The 24,062-nt window shown below is 50.2% G+C and carries 21 protein-coding genes; 17 read left to right on the forward strand and 4 right to left on the reverse strand.

The features are described from left to right. The first annotated feature begins 6 nt into the window (after nucleotides 1-6). A complete protein-coding gene (gene hmgA / locus EJO50_RS11900; protein WP_125974424.1) occupies nucleotides 7-1,293 on the forward strand; it encodes a homogentisate 1,2-dioxygenase in 1,287 nt (428 codons plus the stop codon). Between the two features lie 203 nt (nucleotides 1,294-1,496). Continuing rightward, the gene (fahA, locus tag EJO50_RS11905; protein ID WP_125974426.1) at nucleotides 1,497-2,801 is read left to right on the forward strand and encodes a fumarylacetoacetase; all 1,305 of its coding nucleotides are present in this window, start codon (nucleotides 1,497-1,499) and stop codon (nucleotides 2,799-2,801) included. 366 nt (nucleotides 2,802-3,167) lie between these two features. Here the strand turns inward: fahA and EJO50_RS11910 are convergent, their stop codons facing one another. Further along, nucleotides 3,168-3,917 carry an IS5 family transposase gene (locus EJO50_RS11910; protein ID WP_125971449.1) on the reverse strand — a complete coding sequence of 250 codons (750 nt, stop codon included), beginning with the start codon at nucleotides 3,915-3,917 and terminating at the stop codon, nucleotides 3,168-3,170. 147 nt (nucleotides 3,918-4,064) lie between these two features. On the opposite strand from EJO50_RS11910, the gene maiA reads away from it, so the two are divergent. From maiA to EJO50_RS11930, 4 genes are all read left to right on the forward strand, one after another. Further along, nucleotides 4,065-4,694 (forward strand): maleylacetoacetate isomerase, encoded by a 630-nt coding sequence (gene maiA / locus EJO50_RS11915; RefSeq protein WP_125974428.1) that lies wholly within the window; start codon nucleotides 4,065-4,067, stop codon nucleotides 4,692-4,694. A gap of 271 nt (nucleotides 4,695-4,965) precedes the next feature. Further along, nucleotides 4,966-6,924 (forward strand): acetoacetate--CoA ligase, encoded by a 1,959-nt coding sequence (locus tag EJO50_RS11920; RefSeq protein ID WP_125974430.1) that lies wholly within the window; start codon nucleotides 4,966-4,968, stop codon nucleotides 6,922-6,924. A gap of 220 nt (nucleotides 6,925-7,144) precedes the next feature. Next, a complete protein-coding gene (locus EJO50_RS11925; protein WP_125974432.1) occupies nucleotides 7,145-8,758 on the forward strand; it encodes a methyl-accepting chemotaxis protein in 1,614 nt (537 codons plus the stop codon). A gap of 301 nt (nucleotides 8,759-9,059) precedes the next feature. Beyond that, complete coding sequence (locus tag EJO50_RS11930; protein ID WP_125974434.1) at nucleotides 9,060-9,569, forward strand: DUF1993 domain-containing protein; 510 nt, start codon at nucleotides 9,060-9,062, stop codon at nucleotides 9,567-9,569. A gap of 248 nt (nucleotides 9,570-9,817) precedes the next feature. On the opposite strand, the gene EJO50_RS11935 is transcribed toward EJO50_RS11930, so the two are convergent. Then, the gene (locus EJO50_RS11935; RefSeq protein WP_125974436.1) at nucleotides 9,818-10,027 is read right to left on the reverse strand and encodes a hypothetical protein; all 210 of its coding nucleotides are present in this window, start codon (nucleotides 10,025-10,027) and stop codon (nucleotides 9,818-9,820) included. 332 nt (nucleotides 10,028-10,359) lie between these two features. Here EJO50_RS11935 and EJO50_RS11940 point away from each other — a divergent pair, with 332 nt between their 5' ends. The 10 genes from EJO50_RS11940 to EJO50_RS11985 all read left to right on the forward strand — a co-directional run bounded on the left by EJO50_RS11940 (nucleotide 10,360) and on the right by EJO50_RS11985 (nucleotide 21,144). Continuing rightward, the gene (locus EJO50_RS11940) at nucleotides 10,360-11,217 is read left to right on the forward strand and encodes an EAL domain-containing protein (RefSeq protein WP_125974438.1); all 858 of its coding nucleotides are present in this window, start codon (nucleotides 10,360-10,362) and stop codon (nucleotides 11,215-11,217) included. Nucleotides 11,218-11,317: 100 nt separating this feature from the next. Beyond that, on the forward strand, nucleotides 11,318-12,310 hold the full coding sequence (locus tag EJO50_RS11945; RefSeq protein WP_125974441.1) for a sulfate ABC transporter substrate-binding protein: 993 nt from the start codon (nucleotides 11,318-11,320) through the stop codon (nucleotides 12,308-12,310). Nucleotides 12,311-12,822: 512 nt separating this feature from the next. Continuing rightward, entirely contained in the window at nucleotides 12,823-13,131 is a 309-nt protein-coding gene (locus EJO50_RS11950) for a hypothetical protein (protein WP_125974443.1), read from the forward strand. Between the two features lie 60 nt (nucleotides 13,132-13,191). Further along, nucleotides 13,192-13,632: an EAL domain-containing protein gene (locus tag EJO50_RS11955; RefSeq protein WP_164521498.1), complete on the forward strand. Its 441-nt coding sequence runs from the start codon at nucleotides 13,192-13,194 to the stop codon at nucleotides 13,630-13,632. 93 nt (nucleotides 13,633-13,725) lie between these two features. Further along, entirely contained in the window at nucleotides 13,726-14,727 is a 1,002-nt protein-coding gene (locus EJO50_RS11960) for a sulfate ABC transporter substrate-binding protein (RefSeq protein WP_206434380.1), read from the forward strand. Nucleotides 14,728-15,001: 274 nt separating this feature from the next. Beyond that, a complete protein-coding gene (cysT, locus tag EJO50_RS11965; RefSeq protein ID WP_125974449.1) occupies nucleotides 15,002-15,835 on the forward strand; it encodes a sulfate ABC transporter permease subunit CysT in 834 nt (277 codons plus the stop codon). Nucleotides 15,836-15,905: 70 nt separating this feature from the next. Then, nucleotides 15,906-16,775: a sulfate ABC transporter permease subunit CysW gene (gene cysW / locus EJO50_RS11970; RefSeq protein WP_125974451.1), complete on the forward strand. Its 870-nt coding sequence runs from the start codon at nucleotides 15,906-15,908 to the stop codon at nucleotides 16,773-16,775. Between the two features lie 167 nt (nucleotides 16,776-16,942). Beyond that, nucleotides 16,943-17,992: a sulfate/molybdate ABC transporter ATP-binding protein gene (locus EJO50_RS11975; protein ID WP_125974453.1), complete on the forward strand. Its 1,050-nt coding sequence runs from the start codon at nucleotides 16,943-16,945 to the stop codon at nucleotides 17,990-17,992. A 111-nt stretch (nucleotides 17,993-18,103) separates the two neighbouring features. Beyond that, nucleotides 18,104-19,099 (forward strand): HDOD domain-containing protein, encoded by a 996-nt coding sequence (locus tag EJO50_RS11980; protein ID WP_125974455.1) that lies wholly within the window; start codon nucleotides 18,104-18,106, stop codon nucleotides 19,097-19,099. Beyond that, a complete protein-coding gene (locus EJO50_RS11985; RefSeq protein ID WP_125974457.1) occupies nucleotides 19,096-21,144 on the forward strand; it encodes a putative bifunctional diguanylate cyclase/phosphodiesterase in 2,049 nt (682 codons plus the stop codon). The genes EJO50_RS11980 and EJO50_RS11985 overlap by 4 nt, the downstream gene beginning before the upstream one ends. Nucleotides 21,145-21,230: 86 nt before the next feature. Here EJO50_RS11985 and rsmD read toward each other — a convergent pair whose 3' ends face one another. Beyond that, nucleotides 21,231-21,788 (reverse strand): 16S rRNA (guanine(966)-N(2))-methyltransferase RsmD, encoded by a 558-nt coding sequence (gene rsmD, locus EJO50_RS11990; RefSeq protein ID WP_125974459.1) that lies wholly within the window; start codon nucleotides 21,786-21,788, stop codon nucleotides 21,231-21,233. 132 nt (nucleotides 21,789-21,920) lie between these two features. Here rsmD and ftsY point away from each other — a divergent pair, with 132 nt between their 5' ends. After that, entirely contained in the window at nucleotides 21,921-23,141 is a 1,221-nt protein-coding gene (ftsY, locus tag EJO50_RS11995; RefSeq protein WP_164521499.1) for a signal recognition particle-docking protein FtsY, read from the forward strand. A gap of 218 nt (nucleotides 23,142-23,359) precedes the next feature. On the opposite strand, the gene EJO50_RS12000 is transcribed toward ftsY, so the two are convergent. Continuing rightward, nucleotides 23,360-23,905, reverse strand: coding sequence for a cupin domain-containing protein (locus EJO50_RS12000; RefSeq protein ID WP_125974461.1), 546 nt, complete (start codon nucleotides 23,903-23,905; stop codon nucleotides 23,360-23,362). Nucleotides 23,906-24,062 lie beyond the last annotated feature (157 nt).

Raw genomic sequence — 24,062 nt, forward strand, 5'->3', positions numbered from 1 at the left:
TACGCCATGTCACGCGCTACTTTGACCTACCTTTCAGGGTTTGGAAATGAATTTGCCAGCGAGGCATTGGCCGGTGCCTTGCCAGAGGGGCAGAACTCACCGCAAAAAGCCCCCTATGGCTTATACCCCGAGCAGTTTTCTACCAGCGCCTTTACCGTGCCACGTGCCGAAGCCCGTCGTACCTGGATGTATCGTATTTTGCCATCTGCCGCGCACGGCAAATTTGAGCGCTTGGAAAAACAACGCCAGGGCTGTCAATCAGGGGCCATCACTCCTAACCGCCTGCGCTGGAATCCCTTGCCGATTCCTGATGCGGCTACTGATTTTATCGACGGCCTGATTACCATGGCTGCCAATAGCGATGCGCCGCAGGGCATTACCATCCATCTTTACCGCACCAATTGCTCCATGCAGCGCGCATTTTTTAATGCCGATGGTGAAATGCTGATCATGCCCGAGCAAGGCCGGCTGCGCCTTGTTACCGAGCTGGGTATTTTAGAAATAGAACCCGAAGAAATAGCGGTGATTCCACGCGGTATGAAGTTTAAAGTGGAGCTATTAGATGACACGGCCAGAGGTTATCTCTGTGAAAACCACGGCTCCCCTTTCCGCATTCCCGATCTGGGCCCCATCGGCAGCAACGGCCTTGCCAATCCGCGAGATTTTTTAATACCAGTTGCGGCCTACGAAGATGTGGATCAGCCGACACAGTTAGTGCAAAAATTCTTAGGTGAATTCTGGGCTACCACCATGAACCATTCACCCTTTAATGTGGTGGCCTGGCACGGCAACAGCGTGCCGTATAAATATGATCTGCGCCGCTTTAACACCATAGGCACTGTGAGTTACGACCATCCGGACCCTTCTATCTTTACCGTGCTCACATCGCCATCGGCCGTGACTGGCCAGGCCAATTGCGACTTTGTGATTTTCCCGCCACGCTGGATGGTAGCTGAAAACACCTTCCGCCCACCTTGGTTTCATCGTAATCTTATGAACGAGTTTATGGGCCTGGTGCGTGGTGAGTACGATGCCAAGGCCGGTGGCTTTGTACCTGGCGGCTGCTCCTTGCATAACGTCATGAGCGCCCACGGGCCGGATGCCATAACTTTTATCAATGCCAGTAGCGCAACACTAAAACCACAAAAAATCGAGCACACTATGGCGTTTATGTTTGAAACCCACAGCGTGATTCGTCCAACACAATACGCCCTGGAATGCGAGCAGCTTCAAACAGACTACGACGACTGCTGGGCAGACATGCCCAAAACATTTAATAAAAACCAGATTTAAATTGAACCCCAAAAATCTGTTAAAACTCAGAACGTAGAAAGGCCAAGTTAAAACCCTAAAGTCTGCGGACACAGAGAACACAGGGTTAAAAAGCAGCACACGGAGAAAACCTTAGCAGGACTTGGTTTTTCTCTGTGTGCTCTGTGTTCTCCCCGATCTCTGTGTCTGCAGAACTTTTTATATAAAACCCAACGGAGCCTCTCATGACTTCCACTACATATCGCCTCAGCTGGGTTACTTCTGCTAATGATCACCGTGATTTCCCATTGCAAAACCTGCCTTTCGGGATTTTTAGCCCAGAGGGCTTGCCGCCGCGTGGCGGGGTGGCGATTGGTGATTTTATTTTTGATTTGCAAACTGCAGTTGAGAACAGCTTATTTAGCGGCGAAGCACTGAGCGCTGCGCAAGCGGCCAGCGGCAAATCGCTGAATGCTTTTTTCTCCCTGCCAGGCAATGCAAGGCTGGCACTGCGTGAGCGGCTGTTAGAGCTGCTTGATACCGATTACGCCCAGCTTAAAAACCTGCAAGCACAAGGCGAAGCCCTGCTGCGCCCTGCCAGCGTTTGCAAAATGCACTTACCCGCCAAAATCGGCGATTACACCGATTTTTATACCGGCATTCATCACGCGATCAATGTGGGTAAATTATTCCGCCCGGATAATCCACTGCTGCCTAATTACAAATACGTGCCGATTGGCTACCACGGCCGCTCTTCCACCATTTATCCAAGCGGCCTTGCCGTGCGCCGCCCTATGGGCCAAACGCTCAAACCAGGCCAGGAAGTTCCAGCGCACACCCCATCGGCCCGTTTAGATTACGAGCTGGAGCTGGGAATCTGGATTGCAGGCAACAACCAGCAAGGCGAGGCAATCCATATTGCCGATGCCTACAAGCATATTGCGGGCTTTTGCTTACTGAACGATTGGTCGGCACGTGATTTGCAAGCCTGGGAATACCAGCCGCTTGGGCCGTTTCTGGCTAAAAACTTTGCCACCACCGTATCCCCCTGGGTAGTCACGGCCGAAGCGCTTGCGCCTTATCGCACTGCTCAGCCCGCCCGCCCTGAGGGCGACCCTCAACCGCTGCCTTATCTTTATGATGCCGCCGATCAGACCAATGGCGCTTTTGATATCGAGCTGGAAGTACTGCTACACACCACAGCACAAAAAGCCCAGGGCCTGCCACCGCATCGTCTGGGGCTATCCAACACACTGAATATGTACTGGACCGTGGCGCAGCTGATTACCCATCACACCGTAAACGGCTGCAGCTTGCGCTCCGGCGATTTACTCGGCACCGGCACCTTATCCGGCCCGACGTCTGATTCACTGGGCAGCCTGCTGGAGCTGAGCAATGGCGGCAAGCAAGCGATCAAGCTCGATTCCGGCGAAGAGCGCTGCTTTTTAGCTGACGGCGACGAAATCATCATGCTGGCCCGCTGCAAAAAAGACGGCCACCCCAGCATCGGCTTCGGCGAATGCCGTGGTGTGATTTTAGCTGCGAAGTAACTGGCAAAAAGGTTTAGGAGAATGAAACGCCATTTGCTCTAAGCAATTTTTTGACTTTTGTAGACCACGAATAAAAACAATGACCGCTCTCTCGGCACGGGGCTTAAGAATCCCCTTGAAGCACGCCGAAACGAGGAACAAGCGGGCGGGGTTTCGGCGAGGACTGTTTGAGCGAAGCGAGTTCCGCAGCCGCCGCTCGATTGTCCGCAGATGAGGAGCTTTCGTGCTTCGTGGGGTCGCCTTCTTTGCTTACTTTCTTGGCGAAGCAAGAAAGTAAGGCCCACGTGGGGGACTCCCGCACAAAAATCAACGTGCAGCAGGCACTAAAAAGGTCTTTTTGTATTTTGCTTAGGGTCTGTTGACGTTTCACATCGGTAGCCATAAAAATGCGCACGCCATGGCTATGACACTTTCATAATTTCGCTTCAACTTGTCATATCGGAATGCCACTGCGCGGTAATGCTTCAATCGCGCAAAAGCATTCTCGACCAAATGTCGATAGCAATACAGCCCACGATCTAGATCCACATTCCCTTTGATTGAATTACGTTTTCTGGGAATCACTGATCGCGCACCCTGCGCAGAAATCAGCCCTCGAAGGTACTCACTATCGTACCCCTTATCTGCGATGATCACTTCGGCTGAAGGCAGTTGGGCAATCAGCTCTGGGGCGGCAGTACAATCATTAATCTCGCCTCCGGTAATTTCGAAGGCAATCGGCAAACCATAAGCATCTACCGCCAAATGAATTTTGCTGGTGTTCCCTGCACGGCTTTTGCCAATCGCTTCAGATTGATCGCTGGCCGCCCCGGCGCTGTGTTGATGCGCCTTGGCATAGCTACCATCAATGAATACCCATTCAAAATCGGGGTCGATCAGTAAGGCTTTGAAAATATTGAGCCATTTCCCAGCTACAGACCAAGCATTAAAGCGTTTATAGACTGAATTCCATTCACCAAAGGCGCTGGGTAAATCCCGCCACGGGCAGCCAACGCGCATGCGGTAAAACATTCCTTCGACGGTAATTCGTAAATCAGGCTTGTTGTAAATGGTGTGTTGAAGCAGAATCTTTTCTAGCTTCGACCAAAGCTCGTTACTGAGCATTAATCGGGGCATCGCAAACCTGCAGGGGAAATGGTGTAGGAACCTGAATTCTGCGGGTTTGCATCCATCATTGCATGACTTTAGCTTGAAACGTCAACAGACCCTAGTAAATCCGGCAGGTTTCACCCGCTCTGTGACAAATATAAATAAGGCTTAAGCATGGAACTCTACGGCTATTACCGCTCTACCTCGTCCTACCGGGTACGGATTGTGCTGGCGCTCAAAGGGCTGGCTTATGCAGCCGTGCCGGTCAACCTGCTCAAGGGCGAGCAAAAAGACACGGCTTATCTCAGCGTCAATCCACAAGCTCGCGTGCCTGCTTTACTGGATCAGGCGCAGAAAGCGATGATCCAGTCGCCTGCGATTATCGAGTACCTGGAAGAGCGCTATCCGGAAACACCGCTGCTGCCCAAAGATTTATTTGAGCGAGCCAGGGTTCGCGGCCTGGCGGCGCTGATCGCTTGCGATGTACACCCGCTGCATAACGTCAGCGTGCTTAACTATCTGCGCCAACATCATCAATGCGGGGAAGACGATATTACCGCGTGGATTAATGAATGGATCAGCCAAGGGCTGGTGGCCGTTGAACAATTAATTGGCGAGAGCGGCTATTGCTTTGGCGAAACCAGCCTGGCCGATGCCTATCTGATCCCCCAGCTCTACGCCGCCCGCCGCTTTAATGTGCCACTGGATGCTTACCCAAAGATATTAAGAGTTGAAGCACTCGCCAATGCACACCCGGCTTTTATAGCAGCCCACCCGCAGAATCAGGCAGATAGCCCGGATTAAATCGGAAACCAGCAAACCCAAGTCTTGAAACACAGAGGACACAGAATGGCACGGAGAAAAACGATTTCTTCACCAAGTCCTTATACCTTGCTACTTCACCATCAGAACTTCTCTAAATATTTTAAAACCGTCGTTCAGCTTTAAAGATAACGCGGCATACATTGCAAGTTTACCTTCACCTGGATTTGCTTTTCTCCGTGATCCTCCGTGTTCTCCTTCACTCCGTGTTTCAAGATTTGGGTTTTATGTAAGTCAACATAAAGGAATCGACATGCAAAAAGCGCTTTGGACGCCCTCGCCTGAGCAAGTTGCCGCTACGCAGATGGATGCGTTTCGCCGCTATATTAATCAGGCACATCAGCTGCAGCTGAGCGACTATACACAGCTGCATGCCTGGAGCGTGGCGCATCGGGTGGCGTTCTGGCTGGCGATTGTCGAGTTCTTTGCGATCAAATTCAGTCAGCCTGCCAGCGAAGTACTCACAGAAAACTCGGCCATGCCAAGCGCCAGTTGGTACAGCCAGACCAAGCTTAACTTTGCCGAACATCTGCTGCGCCGCCGTGATGCCTATCCGGCACTTATTTCTATTGGCGAGGATGGCTCGCGCGAAGTACTGAGCTATCAGGACCTCGCAGCCCATGTAGCCGGTTTGCAAAAGAGCCTGATTGAGGCCGGTGTAGGCTATGGCGACCGGGTAGCGGCCATGATGCCCAACACCTGGCAAACTGTCGTCGGCGCACTAGCCACGGCCAGCCTGGGCGCAATATGGTCTTCCTGCTCGCCTGATTTTGGCATGCAGGGCGTCACCGACCGGTTCGGGCAGATCGAGCCCAAGGTATTGATTGCCTGTGCAGCTTATCGCTATGCAGGTAAAACACTGCAACTTGCCGAAAAAATTAAAGAAATTGTAGCCAGACTGCCCTCGGTAGAGCAGCTGATTATCGTTCCCTACGCCCATGCAGAGGCGCAAGCGGCCAGCTTTAAGGCGGGCAATGCCAGGGTCACACTCTGGCATGATTTCTATCAGGCCGCTGGCGAGCCAGAATTCGTCCCCACCGACTTTGCTCATCCGCTTTACATCATGTATTCCAGCGGCACCACGGGCGTGCCCAAGTGTCTCGTGCACGGCGCAGGCGGAACCTTGCTGCAGCATGTAAAAGAGCTGGGGCTGCACACCGACCTCACCGCCGCCGACACACTTTGCTACTACACCACCTGCGGCTGGATGATGTGGAACTGGATGGTGTCTGGCCTGGCCCTTGGCGCGAGCATTGTACTTTACGACGGCTCGCCGTTTCACCCCAAGGCCGACCGGCTGATTGATCTGATTGATCAGGAGGGCATCAGCATCTTTGGCACCAGCGCCAAATATCTGGCTGCGCTGGAAAAAGCCGATTCCAAGCCGATGAATACCCACAGTCTGGACAAGCTGAAAGCGATACTTTCTACCGGCTCGCCGCTCTCGCACGAAAGCTTTGAGTACGTTTACCGCGATATTAAACAAAACCTCTGCCTGTCTTCTATCTCGGGCGGCACCGACATTATTTCCTGCTTTTCCCTTGGCAACCCTGCGCTACCGGTCTGGAGCGGCGAGCTGCAATGCAAAGGCCTGGGGATGGCAGTGGAAGTCTGGAATGATGCAGGCCAGCCGGTAATAGGCGAAAAAGGCGAGCTGGTTTGCACCCGCCACTTTACGGCCATGCCGGTCAGCTTCTGGAATGATCCGGCAGGTGAAAAGCTTAAAGCCGCTTACTTCAGCCAATACCCCGGCATATGGGCGCAAGGCGATTACGCCGAAGAAACCATCCACGGCGGCATTATTATCCATGGCCGCTCTGACGCCGTACTCAACCCCGGTGGCGTGCGCATCGGCACGGCCGAGATTTATCGTCAGGTAGAAAAACTACCGGAGATTCTAGAATCCATCGCCATCGGCCAGGATTGGGATAACGACGTGCGCGTAGTGCTGTTTGTACGTTTACGTGAAGGCATAAAGCTTACCGAGGCATTACAAAACAGCATCTGCCAGGTCATACGCAGCAACACCACCCCGCGCCATATACCTGCCAAAATCATTCAGGTAAGCGATATTCCCCGCACTATCAGTGGCAAAATCGTCGAGCTGGCCGTACGCAATGTGATACATGGCAGGCCGGTAAAAAACACCGATGCACTGGCTAATCCGGAAGCGCTGGAAGAATTTAGAAACAGAGCCGAGCTGGCTTATTAGATTAAAGACAGGGCGGCAAAGATGCTGCCTTTTTTATGATCCATGTCCTCATCGATAGCCTTCAATACAAAAAATATTGCTCTGCAACAAACCTAAAACTGACAAATAATGAAAATAACTATTCAATCAGGCCGTTTAGCAATTTTCTCCATCATTACCCTTTAATAGAGCTAAGCTGACTAAAATCCAGGCCACACTAGATATTTAAGGCTAAATGAAAATGTCACTTAAAAAAATATCTGTCAAACAACAGCTCAGCATTTTGCTTGGCACCATTTTGCTTTGTATTTTGCTGCTGGCCAGCTACTCCTACCAGTCACTCACAACAGTCATGATTAATGGCCGTCTTTATAAACACATCACCGACATCAATAATTTGACAGCAGATATCCTGCCGCCGCCCCAATATATTATCGAGTCCTTTTTGATCATCAACCAATTGAGCAGCTCACCGACGCATCAGGCATCACTCATCAAACGCTTTAAGGAAACTCAACAGGCGTTTTACCAGGGGCAGGAAAACTGGAATACCCGAAACCTGCCTTCTCAATTATTGCGGGGGCTCACTCAACCCGTTTTTAAACCAGCCCATGCCTTTTATCAAGAAGCAACCCACCACTTTTTGCCAGCGCTGCAAGCGGGCAATCAAAACGAAATGAACGAATCAAAAGAGCGGCTGGATCGGCTTTACCAGACTCACCGTATTGCGATTCAAGAGCTCGTTCTTCTTGCCGACACAGAGCAAAAACGGCTTGAGTCAGAAGCCGACAACGTAGTGAGCCAGGCATTAATCTGGCTAATTACGGTCACCATTCTTTTACTCGCAACCATTGTTCCGCTCGTTACCTGGATAGTACGCTCCATTTACAGCAAGCTTGGAGGGGAGCCTGCCTATGCTGCTGAAATCGTCCAGCATATTGCAAGCGGAAATATGACGATCCCTATCAAGCTTCAGCCCAATGATCAATCCAGTGTGCTCTTTCATGTACAGCAGATGAGCAATAATCTTACACAGGTTTTAGAGCAGGTAAGCAGCGTGGCCAGCACACTGGCCTCCACATCGGTAGAGCTATCCGCATCAGCCTGCTCCATCAGCAAAAATGCCTCTGAACAGGCCGCCAGTGTGGAAGAAACCAGTGCCTCGGTAGAGCAGATCACCTCCATTGTGGCGCAAAGTGCCGACAACTCCAGAATATGTGATGGTATTGCCAGCAAGTCGTCCACAGATGCCATAGAAGGCGCAAAAGCCGTCAAGCTGACTGCCGCAGCCATGTATCAGATTGCCAAAAAAATCAACATTATCGATGACATCGCTTATCAAACCAATTTATTGGCACTCAATGCAGCAATTGAAGCGGCCCGTGCGGGAGACTATGGCAAGGGTTTTGCCGTGGTTGCCTCTGAAGTGCGAAAACTGGCCGAACGCAGCCAGATTGCGGCACGGGAAATTGGTGAAATCGCCGACAACAGCGTACTTCTATCTGAAAGAGCAGGAGATTTGCTCGATCAAATACTGCCCACCATCACCCAAACAGCAAGCCTGGTCCAGGAAATCAGCGCCGCAAGCAACGAGCAAGCAATGGGCCTGGATCAAATCAATCTTGCTGTCAGCCAACTGGCAAAATCAACACAGCTTAATGCCGAATCCTCGGAAGAACTATCCTCTGCATCAGAAGAAATGAGCTCAAAAGCCAGCCAGCTTGAAGAAATCATTAGCTTTTTTCAACTCGATCTGCAAGCCATCAGCACCCTGCATATACCACTACATCAGGATGAAAAAACGTACCCGGTATTTTCCAAATCTTCTCATCTGACCTTACAGGGAACAGAATAATTTACAAACACAAGCCTTCCCATTCTAATAAGTACCCCCTCCTTAAAGCACTGTCGGGGTTTAACTCATAATTGCACTAAATTGTGAATCAACTCAGGCCCTGGGCGAAAAAATTTACCCCATCTCTTTAAAGCTTACTAAAGCAGTTTCTATTTAGCTCATAAGCTACCCGGTTAAACCGCCATGTTTTAAACCTGCTCTCCGGCATGATACTCATCAAAAACCTGCTATTGATTAATGCCTGTCCCCCCCCCATCTATAGTTCTGCGGATCTGCCGCTCCAACCCGATCAAGGAACATCATGTCCATTTCCATGTACACCGCCAGCGTTCCCGTTTTTAAACAATTACTCACTGCTCTGTCCGATGTTTTGTCCAAAGCCGAAGCTCATGCCCAAGCACGCAAAATTGACCCGGCTGTCCTACTACAAACACGTTTGTATCCAGATATGTTCCCGCTGGTGCGCCAAGTGCAGATCGCTTGTGACTTTGCCAAAAGTGTTCCGGCGCGTTTGGCAGGCGTTGATGTACCGGTGTATGAAGACAATGAGCAAAGTTTTGCCGAGCTGCAGGCTCGTATCACTAAAACACTGGCCCTGATCAATGGATTAAATGCAGAGCAAATTAACGGCAGCGAAGCTTTAGAGATTGTGCTGCGCCCCGGTACACCTAAGGAGAAAAAACTTGATGGCCAGACTTATCTGCTCTCTTATGGCTTACCGCAGTTTTTCTTCCACATCACCACAACTTACGCGCTACTGCGTCACAATGGTGTAGAGATTGGTAAACGTGATTTTATGGGCGCCTTCTAGCCAGCCTGCCTGCCCTGCATCCAAAAATGCAGGGCTTATACAAACCGGTTACCGGCAGGCACAACACAATAGACCATTTAAATTTCATAAAGCATTGATGATTTGTTGGGTGAGGTGCTTGGTAATTTATATAATGGCTAAGCTAAAAAAACGATCAAATATTTTACCTGTTATTGTTAACACATCCCAGAAAACTATTCTTGTAAACATATTTTGCATTTAATTCTCCATTAATAATCGGATTACCATTAAAAACGGGCAAAATATGCACACAACATATAATATTGCACCACAAGCTTTACTCTTGAATAATTTGTATCAATGCCGGATGTTAAAAAAATAGCCTGCTGCAACCTCCTCCTAAGCATGCCTTGTTGCCCAAGTGTATTTGACAATAAAAAGGTCGGCTCCAGCAAGGGCGCCTTTTTTTCGATTAAGGCCGTTTTATAAGCTTTCAATTTTCACTCAGCCCCTTATTTATAAGATGCAAATAAAACTATATTTTCATGGAACTTATTCCTGCTACACCTCTCAAATTATAAGGGCAGCAGTCATCCCTGCTACTATTTAATTACTAAAAAATACTACACAAGCTATATTTTATTTAATTTTTTCTTTTTCTAATTTAAAAAATAACATTGCATTTTAATTTTTAAAAATCAAAACCTCTCTTATTGTAATCATTGTAAATCAAACACCGACATTGCCATTTAATTGGCTTCATATTTAAAAATAAATCACTCCTGAAATACTACGGGCATCCTTAGCTATTTTTTAATAAAGAGTCCATATGCCTCCTTTAGTTGCAATAAAACACCGTAATGGGGTAATCAGCGTTCCTCAGGGCACATTAAATGACTGGCCAATGGCGCAATTTGCCAGCACAAAAGATCGGGGCATTGTTGTTAAGGCCCTGGGCCTGGAGTTAACCAGTGCTTTTCTGGCTGTATTTGATACACACACCCTGCAAATTATCGGTGAAGAAGCCCTGCTCAGGGCCAGCATTCGTCGCAAAGCACTTTCGGCAGCAGATGTTTTTAAGAGCGCACAGAGCGGGGGCTGCCTGGTTGAATTTGACCGGCTCTGCCGCAGCCTGCACCTAATGAACCACCTGGCAGGCCCCAACCAGCGCCGCACTTTATTTTTAAATGTATATCCGGAATTACTGATGTCCTCCGGCATACAGCATATCGAGGCTTTTGAGCGTATTTTGCAAGATCAGGGCTTAAGTCCGGCTGATATTGTGCTGGAAATATTTGAATCAACCATCCCAGAGGGGCAAATCAGCCGCCTGGCTCAGGCGATAAAAAACTACCGTGCACGTGGTTACCAGATTGCTGTTGATGACTATGGTTTTCTAAGCAGTAACCTGAGCCGCCTGCTTGCGCTCAGCCCGGAAATAGTGAAACTTGATCGCGTGGTAATCAATCAACTCAGCCAGGAACACCCCGTCCAGGCACAAAAATTTTTATGCCAGTTTGTGAATCGCCTGCACGATATGGGGAGCCAGGTTGTGATTGAAGGAATTAATAGCGCAGAGCACCTACGCCTTGCCCGGGAGAGTGGCGCCAATATGCTACAGGGCTATTTTTTAAGCGAGCCCCGTTATCTAAACAAAGAAAACTTTGTAAATGCACTCCTCTCATAAATACAAACACGTATAAATGGAATATAAAAACAACTATTAATTCTTTTTGAATATATAAAATACCCTATTAGACTGAGCCTTATCCAACAGGGGCTCACTCATGAAACTCATCACCAGCTTAATTCTTAGCATTGCCAGCAGCAGCATTTTTGCAGCTTCAGTTGAAATCCTGAATGTCTCTTACGACCCTACCCGCGAGCTTTATCAGGATTACAACAAGGCCTTTGCCAGCTACTGGAAGAAAAAAACCGGTGATGATGTCACTGTGCGCCAATCGCATGGTGGCTCGGGCAAGCAAGCTCGCTCGGTACTGGATGGCTTGCAGGCCGATGTAGTCACGCTGGCTCTGGCTTACGATATTGACGAGCTGGCCACCCCTGCTAAATTGCTCGATCCTGCATGGCAAAAAAAGCTGCCAGACAATGCCTCGCCTTATACCTCGACCATTGTGTTCCTCGTTAAAAAAGGCAATCCCAAAGGGATTAAAGATTGGGCAGATCTGATCAAAAACGATGTCAAAGTCATTACGCCTAATCCTAAAACCAGCGGCGGTGCGCGCTGGAATTATCTGGCCGCCTGGGGCTGGGCCAAGAAAACCTACGGCTCGGACGATAAAGCCCGCGATTATGTGCAAAAACTCTTCAAAAATGTCCCCGTACTGGATACCGGTGCGCGCGGTGCCACCACCACCTTTACCCAGCGTGGTATTGGCGACGTCTTGCTGGCCTGGGAAAACGAAGCCGAATTAGTGGTTAAAGAAGTAGGCAAAGATAAATTTGAAATAATCGCCCCGAGCTACTCGATCAAGGCCGAGCCACCTGTAGCCGTGGTCGATAAAGTGGTCGATAAAAAAGGCACCCGCAAAGTAGCCGAGGAATATCTGAAGTATCTGTATTCCAAAGAAGGTCAGGAAATCATCGCGCAAAACTACTACCGCCCGATCGACCCTGCCACAGCGGCCAAATACGCCAAGCAATTCCCGAAAGTAACGCAGTTTGATATCGACGACGTATTCGGCGGCTGGGCCAAAGCGCAAAAAAACCACTTCAGCGACGGCGGCACGTTTGACCAGATTTATCAGCCGAGTAAGTAAGTGCTAGCACGCTAGGGTGGTATGTCAGGGGGTGAAACCTCATACCCGCTTATCAAATTTGTTTTTATTAGCCAATTGCGAAAAGCACAGTAGCCACGCTCTCTGCATAGGACTTTTTAATATCCCCTTGAAACACGCCGGAGCGAGGAACAACCGGGGCGGGGTTTCGGCGAGGATGTCTGAGCGAAGCGAGTCCCGCAGCCGCTGACTCGATTGTCCGCAACGCAGAGGCTTTCGTGTTTCGTGGGGCCGCCTTCTTTGGCTTCGTTTCTTGGCGAAGCAAGAAACGAAGGCCCCGCAGTGGCTAACCGCTCCAAAATCAACGTGCCGAAGGCACTAATAAAAAAGGCTTTTGACTTTGCTTAGCGCACATGGGGTGAAACCCGTCGCTTATTCGCTTTTGAGACATAAATCTGGCGGGCTTCCCCCTTCTTACGATGATTCAAAGCTTGCAAGAGTCACTTTTTAACAAAGACCTAGCACGCATAAGCACCACTAGAAAAGAGTACATCATGCCAGTCCCAGTCCACCATCCCAGCGGCACTTTACATGTGCCCGAAGATACCCTCGCCGATTGGCCCAGTGCCCGGTTTGCGTCTACCCAGGAGCGCGAAATCGTGCCGAAGGCACTTGGGCTGGGGCTTACCAGCGTATTCCAACCCATTTTTACCGCTAATGCACAAACCATCATCGGCAAAGAAGGCCTGCTGCGCGCCAGCATCCGCTGCAAAGCCATATCACCCCTGCTGATGTATTTAAAAACGCCAGCCATGGCGAATGCCTGGTGGCCTTTGATCACCTGTGCCGCAGCCTGCATTTAATGAACCACCTGGCGGGGCCACACAAAACATTATTTCTGAATGTTCACCCCGAGCTGCTGCTTGCCGTTAAAAAAACAGCATGGCGAGGCGTTCGAGCGCATTTTGCAGGATCAGGGCTTAAGGCCTGCCGATGTGGTACTGGAAGTACTTGAATCCGCTATTTCTGACGCACATGAAACAGACCTTACCCATGCGCTGCAAAACTATCGTCAGCGTGGCGACCGGATTGCGCTGGATAATTACAGCCACGCCAGTCTCTACCGCCTATTGCCCCTATCTCCAGACATTGCAAAACTGGACAAAGCATTCATTCATGCCACGGATAACAACAGTAAGGCGCAGCAACTATTAGGCCAGCAGGTAAAAATGCTGCATGGGCTGGATAGTCAGGTTGTGATCGAAGGCATAGAAAACACAGCACAACTGACAATAGCTCAAGAAAGCGGTGCTGATTTCTTACAAGGCTATTTTCTGGCTGAACCCGAATACTTAGACAAGTAAGTTTGGTTATTTAAATAACACTCGATAGTCTTTGTGAAACTTGGTAAAACCGGTAAAAATCGACGCTATCTGAGATACACCTAGGAAATCATCATGCGTCTTAAATCCCTGCTTGTCGCCATTGCACTGAGCACCACTCTGCCTGCCTTTGCCGACAGCACTCTGCTGAATGTGTCTTACGACGTCATGCGTGATTTTTACAAAGATTACAATCCCGCCTTTGCCAAATACTGGAAAGCCAAATCCGGCGAAGACATCACCCTGCAAATGTCGCACGGCGGCTCCAGCAAACAGGCGCGCTCGGTGATCGACGGCCTGCAAGCCGATGTCGTCACCATGAATCAGCACAACGATATCGACGCCATCGCGGATAAAGCCAAATTACTGCCTGCCGACTGGGCCAAGCGCCTGCCGAACGACGCAGCGCCCTTTACCAGCTTGCAGGTACTGATCGTTCGCAAGGGCAACCCGAAAGGCATTAAAGACTGGAATGATTTAACAAAACCCGGCGTTGGCGTAATCGTTCCCAACCCAAAAACCTCGGGCAATGGCCGCTACACCTATCTGGCGGCATGGGGCTATGCCGCCAAACTACCAGGTGGCAACGATGCTAAAGCACGGGAATTTGTCGCCAGCGTATTCAAAAACATCCCCGTGCTGGATGCCGGTGGCCGCGCCGCCACCACTACCTTTATGCAGCGCCAGATTGGCGATGTGCTGGTGACCTTTGAAAACGAAGCCGAAATGATCGCCAAAGAATTTGGCCGTGGCAATTTTGAGGTGGTTTACCCCAGCGTCTCGATCGAAGCCGAGCCACCGGTGGCCATCATCGATAAAGTAGTCGATAAAAAAGGCACGCGTAAGCAGGCAGAAGAATATCTGAAATATCTGTGGAGCCCGGCAGGCCAGGAAATCGCCGCGCAAAACTATCTGCGCCCAAGAGACAAAGCCATCGCAGCCAAATACGCCAAGCAATTCCCGGCAATTAAATTATTCGCCATCGAAGAATTCGGCGGCTGGCAAAAAACCCAGAAAACCCACTTTGACGACGGAGCAATTTACGACCAGATCGCAGCAAGCATTGCTAAGCGCTAAGTAATTATTCAAAAAGATCTGTAGACACAGAGCTAAACGAGCACACAAAGAACACAGAGAAACCATTTTCTAAGGAAACGCTGATCATTCAGTGACGTCATTCCCGCGCAGGCGGAAATACAGCATCGGCTCTGGATCCCCGATAAAAGCACTCGGGGATAACGATTGAATCAACGTTTTTCCTTGGGTTTTCTTTGCGCGCTCTGAGTTCTTACCGTTCTCTGTGTCTACAGAAGTTTTCCCCCGACCCTAGCAAACCCCCATCGGATTCACCATGCGCTTCAAACAGCCAAGTGTGTTGCCGGGTTTTAATTTAAGCCTGGGCTACACACTGTTTTATTTATCGATCATCGTTCTGCTGCCGCTCTCTGCGCTGTTAATCAAGACCAGCGCACTCAGCTGGGAGCATTTCTGGCAGATTATCAGCGAGCCGCGCGTGGTGGCCTCTTATAAGCTGACTTTTGGCGCTTCCCTGCTGGCAGCGCTGGTGAATCTCTTTACCGGCCTCTTGGTAGCCTGGGTGCTGGTGCGCTATCAGTTTTATGGCAAACGCTTTATTGATGCCATGGTCGATCTGCCTTTTGCCCTGCCCACCGCCGTGGCCGGGATTGCCCTGGCAACCATTTACGCGCCCAACGGCTGGATCGGCCAATATCTGGAGCCGCTGGGTTTCAAGATTGCCTTCACCCCCATCGGCATCGTGATTGCACTAACCTTTGTGACCCTGCCTTTTGTGGTGCGCACAGTGCAGCCCGTGCTGCAAGATTTAGAGCACGAGCTGGAAGAAGCAGCCTGCAGCCTGGGAGCAACACGCTGGCAGATTTTTTACAAAGTGATCTTTCCTACCATCCTGCCAGCTTTGTTGACCGGCTTTGCGCTAGCCTTTGCCAGGGCAATTGGTGAATATGGCTCGGTGATTTTTATCGCGGGCAATATGCCCTTTGTTTCAGAAATCACCCCTCTGATGATTATTTCCAAGCTGGAGCAATACGATTATCTGGGCGCTACCGCCATTGCCGTAGTGATGCTGGTGGTGTCGTTTGCCCTGCTCTTACTAATTAACGGCCTGCAGTGGTGGGCAGCCAAACGACTGGGGAGGCGCAAATAATGACTTCAATACACCACATCTCCACCTTCAGAAATATTGCAAGACAGCTTAGGCTCGGGGGGTACAGGTAATGGCTTCAACAATTCAACGCTCCATCGTTACCACCGAAAGCCGCGCCATTCGCTACCTGCTCACCGGTCTTGCACTGCTGTTTATTGGCGTTTTTCTGGTGATTCCGCTAGCGTCCGTTTTTATCGAAGCGTTTCGTCAGGGCTGGCAGCTTTATCTGGCAGCCCTTATAGAGCCAGACGCCGTGCAGGCCATCAAGCTGACACTAATCGTTGCTGCAATTTCACTCCCCGCCAATCTAATTTTTGGTATTGCCGCCGCATGGTCGATTGCCCGCTTTGATTTTCGCGGCAAAAGCTTTTTAACCACGCTGATTGATCTGCCGTTTTCAGTGTCCCCTGTTGTAGCGGGCCTGATCTATGTACTGATGTTTGGTGCGCAAGGCTGGTGGGGGCCGTGGCTGATTGAAAACGATTACAAAATTATCTTTGCCGTGCCCGGCATTGTGCTCGCCACGATCTTTGTTACCTTTCCCTTTGTGGCCCGTGAGCTGATTCCGCTGATGGAAGCACAAGGCTCAGATGAAGAGCAAGCCGCCATTGTGCTAGGCGCATCCAGCTGGCAGATGTTCTGGCGGGTGACGCTGCCCAATATTAAATGGGGCCTGCTCTACGGCGTGATTCTGGCCAATGCCCGTGCCATGGGTGAGTTTGGCGCTGTCTCGGTGGTATCCGGCCATATTCGCGGCATGACCAATACCGTGCCGCTGCATGTAGAGATTCTTTACAACGAATACAACTTTATCGGCGCATTCGCCTGCGCCTCCATCCTGGCACTCTTAGCCCTGCTTACCCTCGCGGCCAAAAGCTATGTGGAATGGAAAGGTGAGCAGCAAGCCGCAGCAGACCGGCGGCATGCGGTTGAAGAGTAGATAGGGAGTCGGGAGTCGGGAGTCGGGAGTCGGGAGTCGGGAGTCGGGAGTCGGGAGTCGGCGATAGCTTAGCTCCCTGCACCGTTAAAAGTCCTTAGGATTTTCTCCGTGAAACTCCGTGTTTCAAGATTTGGGTTTTGCTACGCAACATCAAAAGGCAAGTCAATATGAGTATCGAAGTTAAAAACATCACCAAACGCTTCGGCGCATTTACCGCGCTGGACAATCTGAATCTGGAAGTCAACTCGGGCGAGCTCTTGGCGCTGCTCGGGCCCTCTGGCTGCGGTAAAACGACCCTGCTGCGGGTAATTGCGGGGCTGGAAACACCGGATCAGGGGCAGATTTTATTTCATGGTGAAGACGCCACCGATACCCATGTAAGAGAGCGGCAAGTCGGCTTTGTTTTCCAGCATTACGCGCTGTTCCGGCATATGACGGTATTTGAAAATGTCGCCTTTGGCCTGCGCGTTCGCACAAAGAAAACCCGGCCCTCAGAAGCAGTCATCAAAGAAAAAGTTCATGCCCTGCTCAATATGGTGCAACTGGACTGGCTGGCCGATCGCTTTCCGGCTCAGTTATCCGGCGGGCAAAGACAGCGGATTGCCTTGGCACGCGCACTGGCAGTCGAGCCTAAAGTCTTGCTGCTGGACGAGCCTTTTGGTGCGCTCGACACCAAGGTTCGCAAAGAGCTGCGCCGCTGGTTGCGCCGCCTGCACGATGAAATGCATATCACCAGTGTATTTGTCACTCACGATCAGGAAGAGGCACTGGAAGTAGCCGATCGCGTAGTGGTAATGAATAAAGGCCAGATTGAGCAAATTGGCACACCCGAGCAGGTCTACGACACGCCCGCCACGCCCTTTGTTTACCAATTTTTAGGCGATGTAAATCTTTTCCACAGCCGAGTGCACGAAGGCTGGGCCGAAGTCGGCGGCGCACGCTTTGCAGCACCCGATGCAAGCAGTTCGGCAGCTACCGTATATGTGCGCCCGCATGAAATTGATCTCTCCCGCGTAGCCAATGCGTCTGCTATCGAGGGCAGGATTATCCATGTCCGGCTTTTAGGTGCCACCGTAAGACTGGAAGTTGAAGCCGCCAATGCCGACATCGTAGAGGTGGAGCTCACCCGCGAGCGCCAGCAAGAAGGCCAGTGGAAAACAGGTGAAACCGTGTTTCTTACACCAAGAGAAGCAAAAGTCTATGCACAAGCAGCATAAACCAAGAAAATAGTGTGGAAATAAACCATTAATAATCTGACAAAGTAATGACTCCTTGCCCCTGGCTTCTGACAGAGCTAGGGTAAAGAGTCATCACACTGCGTTCAAATTATGCTATTCGAACCTGTTTGGAATACAGAAAATCAGTGGGTTGCTTTACGTGCCCATGCAGATGGCCCCCAGCTGGCCTTGCTGGCCCCAATGCTAGCCGACTCTGTACTCGCAAAACTCCCATGTCTGTGGGAAAGCAGCGATGGAACACTCCCCGCAAACTTGCCAGAGCCGCATCCCTTTGTGGTGCTCCTCAATAATAATGAGCTGGCACTGCCCCATCCTCAAACCTCACGCAGATTACTCACAGCCCCCAGCGAAGACCCCTGCCTGATTGCCGGAGTTACCACCCTGCCTGGCCAATTACCACCTAAAGTATGGCTGACAGGTACCTGGCTGCTGTCACCACAAAAAATCGACAGCCGCCCCAACCCCAGCAAACCTGTGCTGCTTGAATTACTCGGCTTAATCACCAGTGATGCCGATACGTCAGCCATCGAAGGCGTGATTGCCAAAGCGCCGCAGCTGGTCTTTAGCTTATTAAGACTGGTCAACTCGGTAGCCGTCGGTGGCGGAACCCACGCCGAAAGCCTTCGGCAAGCCGTCGCCATCCTTGGCCGGCGCCAGCTGCAACGCTGGCTACAGCTTTTGCTCTATGCCGAACAATTCGGAGCCGACAGTGGCACCCCGCCGCTGCTGCTGCTTGCGGCATTACGGGCTAAACGTTTGGAAGGCTGGGCCGGCAGCAGTGCACTGCCCGGAGTCAAACCCGATGCAGCCTTTATGGCAGGGATGCTGTCTTTGCTTGATCGCCTGTTTGGCCAGCCTCTTACAGAGATCCTCAGCCCGCTACCACTCAGCCCCGAACTTCGCGCTGGTTTACTCGCAGGAGAAGGGGCTATCGGCAATGCCATCAAAGCACTTATCGCCATTGAAGCCGCAGACAACACACAGCTCGCCAGCCTGCTGCCTGACACCCACTCAGCCAGCTGGCTAAAGTCCGAAATCAGCGCCTGTCACTGGGTCAGAAAACTACTGGCGTCGGCGGATACATGAATAACGAGCTGGACAGCGATTCTGGCATTTATGCGGCACTTGAGGCGTCGCTGATCACCATGGATCTGGAAGGCTATATCACCGGCTGGAACCATGGTGCCGGGTTACTGTTTGGCTATGCTGCAGATGAAGTGCTGGGCAAGCATATTCTGCTTTTGTATGCCGATACTGCAGACGAGGAAGAAGAAGACTTTTTTAATGAAGTCATTGCCAATGGCCATGCCGAAATGGATGTAAGGCGACGACGTAAAGACGGTAGTCATTTCTGGGCCCACCTGCACCTTACACTGGTGCGCAATAAGGTGGGCCTGCCCACAAGACTGATCGGCTATGTAAGAGATATCAGCAGCCAGCTTGCCAATGAAGAGCGCAGCCGGCTTTACACCCGCATCATCGAATACGCCCGCGAGGCCATTGTAATTACCGATAGCAATAAGCTGATTGTGAGTGTAAACAACGCTTATTTAAAAATTACCGGCCGAAGTTGTGCCGAAGTACTGGGAACCATCCCCAGTTTTTTAAAAAAGAAATACAGCAGCAAAAGCATTGAAGCCACTCTTAAAGCTATGGGGCACTGGGAAGGTGAATTATGGGATAGCCGCGCAGGCGGAGAAGTTTTCCCAGCCTGGCTAACCATCAGCGCAGTACAAACCAGCTACGGCTCGGTCAGCCATTATTTTGTGGTTTTTTCCGATCTCACCGAAAAACGCCTTGCCGAAGAAAAAATTCATAAACTGGCTTATTACGATACCCTCACCAATTTGCCCAACCGCGCCATGTTGTTCTCCCTACTGGCGCAATCTTTAGCAGAGGCCAAACGTAAGAAAAAACACGGCTCGCTGCTCTGCTTTAATATCAATAGCTTTAAAAATATTAACGACTCATTCGGCCACTCGGAAGCCGATATACTATTAACTGAGCTGGCCAAAAGAATCAGGGTCGCATTACGCGAAGAAGACGTCGTCTCCCGCTTCAGTGGTGATGAATTTTATATTGCGCTATTTGAAATAGAAAAAAGAGATGATGCAATCCTGGTAGCAAGACGTATTTTACAAGCAACGGCAGCTCCATTTTATTTAAAAAACCAGGAAATTGTTTTATTAAGCCATATTGGCATCAGCATCTATCCAGATGATGGCTATCATGCCGAAACGCTCATCAATAACGCCACAGTGGCCATGCAACGAGCAAAGAAAAATAATCAGAATTATCTGTTTTATTCCAGCGAAATGAACCGCCGCTCACTTGACCGAATAAAACTTGAAGCTGAATTGCATCATGCCCTGGATCTCAATCAATTCGAATTATTCTTTCAGCCGCAAATAGATTTGCCCAGTAAAAAAATAATGGGCGCAGAAGCGTTGATACGCTGGCGGCACCCGCAAAAAGGCATGATTCCACCTTCAAGTTTTATTCCTTTCGCCGAAGAAACAGGGCTAATTGTTGCTATTGGCAGCTGGGTACTCAATGAAGCAATCAGCCAGATTGCCGAATGGAAAAAATCCGGATTAAAATTAAACCGGCTGGCCATTAATTTATCTGCCCTGCAATTTAAACCCCAGCTGCCGGATGAGCTAAGCGCCATTTTAAGTTATCATAAAATTCCTGCAGAATTGGTCGAGCTGGAGTTAACAGAAAGTCTATTGATGGGCAATGGCCAATCCGGCCTGCTGAATCAATTACACAGCTCCGGCTTTAGCCTGGCACTGGATGATTTTGGCACTGGTTATTCTAATCTGGCTTATTTGCAGCATTACCCGATTGATTATTTAAAAATCGATCAGTCTTTTGTCCAGGCCTTGCCAGACAATCTGCATTCGGCTGCAATTGTGCGCTCTATTGTAGATATCGCTAGCAATCTGGGATTAAAACTTATCGCCGAAGGCGTAGAAACTAAAGCCCAGGCTGACTACCTGGCACAATTAGGCTGCCATTTAATTCAAGGCTATTACTACTACAAACCCATGTGCGCTGCAGACTTTACTCAATTACTGATTAAGCAGCAGGGCAAAGAAAGCCCTACACTTAGAAAACCCAAACCTTGAACCACGGAGGTCACAGAGAACACGGAGTTTCACGGAGAAAACCTTATGTATTTTTTTCTCCGTGGTTCAAGATTTGAGTTTAGGGTTTAACTCTGCCCCCTCACCGCGCGCAGCAAAGCGTATTTTACTTGCCCGGCCCGGCCTTCTTTGACGATTTCCCAGCCTTCTCTATCCGGCCAGTTGGCCGTTTCAGCATAAATCACGGCACCTTCATTCAGGATGCGTGGTAGTTTTGGTAATACTTGCGCTAAAAAATCTGAAGCAAAAGGCGGATCTAAAAACACCACATCAAAACGCTCGCTGGTTGTGTCTAAAAAGCGCAAAGCATCGCCCCAGATCACCTCAATATTGGCAGCCCCCAGCAAAGCTTGGTTATCTTTTAGGCTGGCAGCTACGTTTTTAGCACGCTCTACCATCACCACACGCCTGGCATTCCTTGATGCCGCCTCAAAACCCAGCGCGCCGCTGCCGGAAAAAAGATCGAGGCAAACGAGGTTGGTGCACTCCTGCCCCAGCCAGTTAAATAATGTTTCACGCACCCGGTCAGGCGTCGGACGCAGCCCTTCTGCATCAGGAAACTTCAATAAACGGCGCTTATAGTCACCGCCAATAATACGAACCTGGTTTTTGAACTGTGCTGCCATGTTAAAATCCTAACAATCTGTAATTTAAATAGCCCGGCAGCCTGTTAAAAAAGCCTGATTAGGATTTTTTAATGCAGACTTATCGACAAGCTGCCTGCATTTTCCGCCATCTTTCGGAATACCCGCAAACTCATGTTTAGTTTTTTTCGCAAAAAAAAGCCGGTTGCTCCGGTCGCCCCAGAAACAACACTGGTGGCAGAGCCTGTCCAAATCGACACGGCACCGATTAATCCAGCCGATACGCCTGTTATTGAGGTAGTTGAAACGACCATTGAAACAGCAAGCGCAGAGCCACAAATAGCTGAAAAAGTAGCACCCACCGTGGTGGCTCCTGCTCCTGCTCCTGCTCCTGCTCCTGCTCCTGCTCCTGCTCCTGCTCCTGCTCCTGCTCCTGCTCCTGCTCCTGCTCCTGCAGCCATTATTGAAGTCGCGCAGCCGCAAGCCAAGCTTTCCTGGGCCGAACGCCTCAAAGCAGGCCTGGCTAAAACTCGGGATCGCTTAGGCAAAAGCCTGGCGGGCCTGTTTGGCGGCGGGCAGATTGACGAAGATTTATATGAAGAGCTGGAATCCGTGCTGCTCACCGCCGATATGGGCCTTGATGCAACACAGCACTTGCTCAGCGATGTACGCAATCGTGTCAGCCTTGCCGGGCTTAAAAATGGCTCCGAGCTAAAAGGCGCTTTGCAAAGCTCCCTTACCGATTTAATCAGCCCCTTGCAAAAGCCGCTGGATGTTAGCACGCATAAGCCCTTTATTTTGATGGTGGCAGGTGTAAATGGTGCGGGTAAAACCACCAGCATTGGCAAGCTGGCTAAATATTTTCAAAGCCAGGGCCTGACTGTGCTCCTTGCCGCTGGCGATACTTTCCGCGCTGCCGCGCGTGAACAGCTGGTGGTTTGGGGCGAGCGCAACGGCGTACAAGTCATTGCCCAGGATGGCGGTGATTCTGCAGCGGTAGCTTTTGATGCGGTTAACGCAGCCAAAGCCCGTGGCATTGATGTAGTGATCGTCGATACCGCTGGCCGCCTGCCTACGCAATTGCATTTGATGGAAGAAATCAAAAAAGTAAAACGCGTGGTGCAAAAAGCCGATCCAAGTGGCCCGCACGAAATCATGCTGGTGCTGGATGCTAATAACGGCCAGAACGCACTCAGCCAGGTGAAATCGTTCGATGATGCGCTGGGCCTGACCGGCCTGATTCTGACCAAGCTTGATGGCACAGCCAAAGGCGGGATTATCGCAGCCATTGCCAAACAACGCCCAATTCCGCTGCGCTTTGTAGGCGTTGGTGAAAGCATTGACGATTTGCGCCCCTTTATTGCCAAAGATTATGTAGATGCTTTATTTGATTAAAAAACCATCAATCTTGGTGCACAAAGAACACAGAGAAAAAATAAATAAATTTCATAAGGTAGTTGTTCCGCAACGCCTCGGCATCAAAGCAAGCTGATACCGCCTTATTTTTCTCTGTGTGCTCCCTGCTCCAGGCCTTCAGATGCTTTTGCTTAAAATGTAAACACTACGAAGCTTGTTGTTATGGCCTCAGGGTTTGGCTTAGGCAACACCGGCAATCAAAAAGAGCCCGGTGTATTGGCGCTAATAATTTTGGCCGTATCTGTGCCGATATTACGAAAACGATGTGGCAGGCAGCTTGGGAAATAATAGCCATCCCCTGCCTGCAAAAGGTGCACCTGCCCATCAATAGTCAGCTCCATAGAGCCGCTCACCAATACACCGCACTCCTGCCCCTCATGCTGCAGCATTTCGCTGCCGGTATCGGCTCCGGGCTGATATTGCTCGCGCAGCAGGCCAATTTGCCTATTCACCACTCCCGAGCCAACCAGATACATTTGCACCGTCGCATTGCCCAGATTGGGCTGTACGCCAGCCGGAAAAATATAGCTGGGCACAGCAATCTCCTGCTCAAAAGTAAAGAACTCCGCCAAAGATATCGGAAATCCTTCCAGCAGTTTTTTTAATGAGCTAATCGACGGGCTAACCCGATTCTGCTCGATTAAAGACACCGTGGCATTGGTCACCCCGGCCCGCTTGGCTAATTCACGTTGCGACAGAGCAAACCGCCCCCGCACCGCCTTAAGCCTTGCCCCTACGTCCATTGGCTCTACCTGTTCAAAATAATCAACACATTCTTAAAATATGCCATGCCTGAGCAATTAGCCAGAGTGGTTTTTATTTTCAAGCAGCAGCACCACATTGCCGTCAGGACAGGGTTTATCTGATAGATAAAAAAACCGACAGCACAAAAATAACCAC

Origin of the sequence: Iodobacter ciconiae (assembly GCF_003952345.1) — a bacterium.
In the GTDB taxonomy this organism is placed as follows: Bacteria; Pseudomonadota; Gammaproteobacteria; order Burkholderiales; family Chitinibacteraceae; genus Iodobacter; species Iodobacter ciconiae.